This is a genomic window from Sulfuricurvum sp. (genome assembly GCF_036279695.1).
GTDB lineage: Bacteria > Campylobacterota > Campylobacteria > Campylobacterales > Sulfurimonadaceae > Sulfuricurvum.
The window spans coordinates 1-6,236 of the sequence record NZ_DASUIQ010000082.1; the positions used below are offsets into that span (position 1 = coordinate 1).

At 45.0% G+C, this 6,236-nt stretch carries 4 protein-coding genes and 1 pseudogene; 2 read left to right on the forward strand and 3 right to left on the reverse strand.

The window, feature by feature from the left end; genetic code table 11:
- Positions 1-470, forward strand: a 470-nt coding sequence (locus VFW36_RS08130; RefSeq protein ID WP_329658310.1) for a fumarylacetoacetate hydrolase family protein, incomplete at its 5' end; no start/stop codon positions are given.
- On the opposite strand, the gene VFW36_RS08135 is transcribed toward VFW36_RS08130, so the two are convergent.
- Positions 467-3,097 carry a PhnD/SsuA/transferrin family substrate-binding protein gene (locus VFW36_RS08135; RefSeq protein WP_329658311.1) on the reverse strand — a complete coding sequence of 877 codons (2,631 nt, stop codon included), beginning with the start codon at positions 3,095-3,097 and terminating at the stop codon, positions 467-469. The two genes, VFW36_RS08130 and VFW36_RS08135, sit on opposite strands and share 4 nt — an antisense overlap.
- A gap of 94 nt (positions 3,098-3,191) precedes the next feature.
- Between VFW36_RS08135 and VFW36_RS08140 the strand changes: the two genes are divergently transcribed.
- The gene (locus VFW36_RS08140; RefSeq protein ID WP_329658312.1) at positions 3,192-3,788 is read left to right on the forward strand and encodes a superoxide dismutase; all 597 of its coding nucleotides are present in this window, start codon (positions 3,192-3,194) and stop codon (positions 3,786-3,788) included.
- A 40-nt stretch (positions 3,789-3,828) separates the two neighbouring features.
- Here the strand turns inward: VFW36_RS08140 and fusA are convergent, their stop codons facing one another.
- Both fusA and VFW36_RS08150 read right to left on the reverse strand, forming a co-directional pair.
- Entirely contained in the window at positions 3,829-5,913 is a 2,085-nt protein-coding gene (gene fusA / locus VFW36_RS08145; protein ID WP_329658313.1) for an elongation factor G, read from the reverse strand.
- 77 nt (positions 5,914-5,990) lie between these two features.
- Positions 5,991-6,236, reverse strand: a pseudogene (locus VFW36_RS08150) (30S ribosomal protein S7); the annotation flags it as partial.

A 6,236-nucleotide genomic window follows, 5' to 3' on the forward strand; every position in this document is an offset into this window, starting at 1 on the left:
CCATTACCGATACTCTGCGATTTATTTCTCCCGATACCCGCTTTGAGGGGGAAATCTGTTTTTTGATAATGGGCGGCCAAATTGCCGGTATCGGATTCGGACTTGACCTCACCAAAGCGGAAATCCAAAATCATCTCAAAGCCAAAGGGCTTCCGTGGGAGAGAGCCAAAGGGTTTGACGGATCTGCCGTTTTAGGCAACTTTGTCCCTCTCACAGCGCCGTTGGAATCATTACGGATGACACTTCATATCAATAGCGTATTGACACAAGAAGCAACCTATGAGCTGATGATCTACAAACCGCTGGAGATGATAGAGGAGATCAAATCGTTTATGAGCTTCGAGGATGGCGATGTAATCATGAGCGGAACCCCCAAAGGGGTATCAACGTACCAAATCGGCGATGCGTTTGTCGGACGGATTTACAGCGATGAGCGGTTGTTGATCGAAAGCTCTTGGAGCGCTTGTTAAATCACCTTATCGCGCAACATCCCCTCTAAATTATCGGCAGTCGACGCTATCTCTTTGATAGCTGTTTTAATCCCCGCTTCCACTAACGGTGACTCAGACAGCACCTCATCCAAATTCCCCTCATAATCGGCGATCACAAAACGGTCTCCCCAGACTCTAAACATGAGCCGCTCGGGAAGTTTCTGCATTAAAAAATCGGCAAAATCAGCGATCATCGTGTTCCCACGCTCCCATCCGAAGGCTTTGTTGTAGCGGTGAAAATCGATCAATGAAATCACCGTAAATTTCTTCGGTTTGCTGTGGCGGGAACGGCCGTTGATCACCATCATAAAATAGTCTTCATTATAAAGCTTAGTAAGACGATCTTTGAAAAAATAACTCAACCGCTCTTCTTCAAGAGGAGTATGCCCTATCTGATTGATCGTCGTATCAATCGAAACATCGGCGAGCACTTTGATCGCTGCGTTGACAACCGCAGGATGGTACCATGTCCCGCTCAACTCGCTCAGTTCGATCAACGACTCTTTGACCTCTTTACGCGGTTTGTATATCCGATTGGTCGTCATCGCATCGAACGAATCGGCAACCGCCATAATATGCCCCAAAAGTGAGATTTCTCCCCCTTTTTTACCGTAGGGATAGCCGCTGCCGTCATAGCGCTCATGGTGATCGATCATAATATCAGCAAGCTCTTTATAGAGATGGACATTGGAGAGGACTTCATACCCCGCTTTCGCATGTTCTTTGATAAGTTCATATTCCAAATTGCTCAGTTTACCGGGTTTGAGCAATATCGAATCGGGGGTAACCACCTTGCCGATGTCATGCAGTTTCGCCGACTCTACCAACAACTGGATCTCTTTTTCACTCAGTTCCATCTCTCTGGCGATCAGTTCGGCATAGTGTGATACCCGTACCGTGTGCCCCGCCGTATAGGTATCACGCTGCTCGATCATATTGACCATGGCATCGATAAAGCTTTCGTAACTCTCCAGCCGTTCATCATACAGTTCATTGATGTGTTTTTGCTGTGCGAACGAATTCAACGCAAACCCGATGTCTCCGGAGAGCTCTTCGATCATTTTTTGCTCTTCAATATTGAACCCGTTTTCCCGCCCCGTACAAATCGTCAATACACCGATTACTTCATCGCTAAAGGTACTGCTTTTCAACGGTAATGCATAGATTGCTTTGATCCCGTGAGAGGCAATATTTTCTCTGCACTCTGGACTCATCCGTGCATCATCCAAATCGGTGATCATGAGATTTTTCTTCTCTTCATGCGCCTTGCGTTCTATCCATGTTATCGTTTTATCTTCTCCGATTCCGTATGCGGCGGCGACCCTTAGTTCCCCCTCCTCGATAAGAGAAATTTTTGCCCTTTTAAACGATTCATTCGAGCTAAGACACAGTGTCGCTTTATCGATCAGCTCATATTTTGATCTTGTAGTAATCAGCATCTGATTGACATCGGCAACCGTCCGTAAAATACTTCTGAGATACTTTTCGTTCAAATACGCCTCTTCGAGTTTTACACTTTCGTTATAAAGGTGCTCTGTTTTTTCTCGTATTTTTTCTTCTAACGAATCGTTCAGTATTTCCAACTCTCGCTGCGTATCACGCAATTTGGCATTGATCCGAGCTATATACAACACGATAATTTGTGATAAAAACAACACCAATAATGCGATAACGCCATAGTACCAATACTGCTTGACAAAAGAGATAAACGCATCCTCTCTAAAATGCTTGTACGGTCCCATCTCAAGCTCTTTTAGGCATTCATGTATGCTTTGATAATCCAGAGGAATCGTCCACCCCATACTCTTTGATGCTTCAGCCGCTTCGGAGTGCTGCGGCATCGAGATAAGCGCTACCGCTACCTTCTCAGCCATAGCGTTTGAGGTATGTTTTGTCGTCGCTATCGGCCATTCAGGATAGAGACGTGTACTGGTTTGATAAAAGAAATCGGGGTAATTTTTTTGCTCCAAAAGGGTGAAATCGTTTATGTTGATTTTCCCCTCCGCCGCCATTCGCTCTAACGTATCAGTTCGAACCGTCCCCGCATCCGCTTTACCGTCCAAAACAGCGAATACAGCCGATTCATGGGTGCCGTAGAATGTCGTTTTTAAATCCTTATCACGTATTCCCAGCTCTTTGAGTTCCCGCAACGCCATGATCCATCCGCCGAACGATTCAGGATCAACCGCCGCGAATTTCTTGTTTTTTAAATCTTCGACACTCTGTATAGTCGTATTGGAAGCACGCTTGAATATGACACCGCCAAATTCGGTTTGCGCTTTTCCGTTAAAATCTTTATTTTTCAGTGTCGCAATTCTTGAAATACCGAAACTGCTTTCCAGATCAACATAATACGCCGAATTGGTGATGACAAAATCAATCTTTTTATCTCGCAGATAGGGGAGAAACTCTTCAAAACGGAGCGGGATTATGTGAAAATCGTACTCTGGGATTTTCGTATTCAGATATTCGGCTGTGGGATCCCACATCATGTGGGTAGACTCATAATTTTTATGTGCCAATACCCCTATTTGCACCGTTTCCTTGGCATTCAATGCACAAATAAATATACTGAATAGTAAAAAGAGTTCAGCTAATTTCTTCATCCTTTCATTATAGCGCTTTATTACTCAAAAATTTTACACTTGTATAAGTAATATCTGTCCTATAATGTTCCCACATCCGCTCAAGGAGTTTATTATGGCTATTACCTTACCTCCACTCCCTTATGAAAATACTGCACTTGAACCCTATATCAGTGCTCTAACTCTAGAGTACCATTACGGTAAACATCACAACACCTATGTAGTCAATCTCAATAATCTGATCAAAGATACCGCACTGGAAAGCAAATCACTCGAGATGCTGATCCTCCTCACGGCAGACGATGCAACGAAGTCTTCCGTTTTCAATAATGCGGCGCAGGTATGGAATCACACCTTTTATTGGAATTCGCTTTCCCCAAACGGCGGCGGTGTTCCAAACGGAGCTATCGCATCGATGATCGATGAATCGTTCGGGAGCTATGAGAATTTTACGAAGTTATTCAAAGAAGCGGCATTGGGACAATTCGGCAGCGGATGGGCTTGGCTAATTCAGGAAAAAGGGAAGCTGAGTATTCTCAAAACCTCCAATGCCGATACACCCATTGCTCAGGGTTTAATGCCGCTACTGTGTATTGATGTGTGGGAACATGCCTATTATCTCGATTACAAAAATGCCCGAGCGGAGTATGTGGACAAAGTGATTGGTCATCTGTTGAATTGGGAATTTGCGAATAAGAATTTAGAAGAGTAAAAAAGAAAAATGCCCCGAAGGGCAGAGGAGAGGAAATCTCTTAGCTGTTACGCTTTTTGATGATCTCTTCAGCAACGTTACGTGGAACTTCTTCGTAGTGATCGAATTCCATAGAGTAACTTGCACGTCCTTGAGTTGCTGAACGAAGGTCAGTTGAGTAACCGAACATTTCAGACAATGGTACGAACGCGTCAACAATTTTGTTACCTGAACGGTCACCCATGTTGTTAACTTGTCCGCGACGGCGGTTAAGGTCACCGATAACGTCACCCATGAAGTTTTCAGGAACTTCAACTTCAACTTTCATCATAGGCTCAAGGATAGCCGGATTCGCTTTACGCGCAGCTTCTTTGAAACCCATAGATGCAGCAAGTTTAAACGCCATCTCAGAGGAGTCAACCTCATGGTATGAACCGTCATACAATGCAACTTCGATATCCTCGATCGGATAACCCGCGAGAACCCCTTTTTGCATCGCTTCTTTACACCCTTTTTCAACTGCAGGGATATATTCTTTAGGAATAACCCCACCTTTGATTTCGTTGTGGAAAGTATAACCTGTTCCAGGTTCGCCCGGTTTAACACGGATATAGATGTGACCGAATTGTCCGCGTCCACCTGATTGTTTCGCGTATTTGTACTCTTGGTTAACTTCGTTACGGATAGACTCACGGTATGCAACTTGAGGTGCACCCACTTCCGCTTCGACTTTAAACTCACGGAACATACGGTCAACAAGGATCTCTAGGTGAAGCTCACCCATACCGCTGATGATCGTTTGACCTGTCTCTTCGTCTGTGTGAACACGGAAAGACGGATCTTCCGCTGCCAATTTCGCAAGAGCGATACCCATTTTTTCTTGGTCCGCTTTTGTTTTAGGCTCAACCGCAACCGAGATAACCGGCTCAGGGAAGTGCATACGCTCGAGAACGATACGATCGTCTTCAGAACACAAAGTATCTCCGGTAGTTGTATCTTTAAGACCTACAACCGCACCGATTTCACCTGCGTAAAGTGCTTTAATCTCTTCACGTTTGTTAGCGTGCATTTTAACGATACGTCCGATACGCTCTTTTTTACCTTTGATGGTATTGATCGCGTATGAACCAGACTCAAGAACACCGCGGTACATACGTACGAATGTCAATTGTCCTACGAACGGGTCGGTCATAATTTTGAACGCAAGACCGGCAAACGGTTGATCATCACGTGATTCAACTTCTACTTCTACCTCTTCGTCGTCCTCTTTAGTCCCTTTGATCGCCGCAACTTCCAACGGAGATGGAAGATAGTCAACAACCGCGTCAAGAAGAGTTTGTACCCCTTTGTTTTTGAACGCTGTTCCGCATGTCATTGGAATAATTTCCATTTTCAAACAACCTGCTTTGATACCGCGCATAATCTCTTCGTTTGAAAGTTCACCCTCTTCGAAGAATTTCTCCATCAAAGTATCGTCGCCTTCAGCTGCCGCTTCCATCATACGTCCGCGATAATCAACCGCTTTGTCCATCAAATCAGCAGGAATCTCTTCTTCACGATAGTTAGAACCCATCGCAGCATCGTCATCCCAAAGGATCGCTTTCATTTTTACGAGATCGATGATCCCTTTGAAGCTGTCTTCTGCACCGATCGGAAGTTGGATAGGTACCGGGTTTGCTTTGAGGCGGTTACGGATTTGATCTTCTACGTTATAGAAATCAGCACCGATACGGTCCATTTTGTTTACGAAAACCATACGAGGAACCCCGTAACGGTTTGCTTGACGCCATACTGTTTCTGATTGTGGTTGAACCCCACCAACAGCACAGAATACCGCTACGGCACCGTCAAGAACACGCATAGAACGCTCAACTTCAATCGTGAAGTCAACGTGGCCCGGAGTGTCGATGATGTTGATTTGTTTGCCCAACCATTCACAAGTTGTCGCAGCAGAAGTAATGGTAATACCACGTTCTTGCTCTTGCTCCATCCAGTCCATAGTTGCAGCACCTTCGTGAACTTCACCGATTTTGTGTGATACACCGGTGTAGAACAAGATACGCTCAGTTGTTGTCGTTTTACCCGCGTCAATGTGAGCGGCGATACCGATGTTTCTTACGTCTTCAAGTTTATGGGATCTTGCCATGATAATAGCCCTTAATAGAGTTTATAGTGGATAGGAAAATGATAACCCGAGAGGGTTATCAAAGGGTTACGAATATCTTACCAGCGATAGTGAGCGAACGCTTTATTCGCTTCAGCCATTTTGTAAGTATCTTCTTTCTTTTTGAACGCTGAACCTTTGTCGTTTGCAGCATCTGATAACTCATTTGCCAAACGCTCTGCCATAGTGCGCTCGTTACGTTTGCGTGCCGCATCGGTTAACCAGCGGATAGCAAGAGAAAGTTGGCGTACAGGACGAACTTCTACTGGAACTTGGTAGGTCGCTCCACCCACACGGCGGCTTTT

Excerpts from the sequence above, each read along its gene's own strand:
- fusA (WP_329658313.1), bottom strand. The coding sequence starts at position 5,913 with ATGGCAAGATCCCATAAACTTGAAGACGTAAGAAACATCGGTATCGCC.
- VFW36_RS08135 (WP_329658311.1), bottom strand. The coding sequence starts at position 3,097 with ATGAAGAAATTAGCTGAACTCTTTTTACTATTCAGTATATTTATTTGT.
- VFW36_RS08140 (WP_329658312.1), top strand. The coding sequence starts at position 3,192 with ATGGCTATTACCTTACCTCCACTCCCTTATGAAAATACTGCACTTGAA.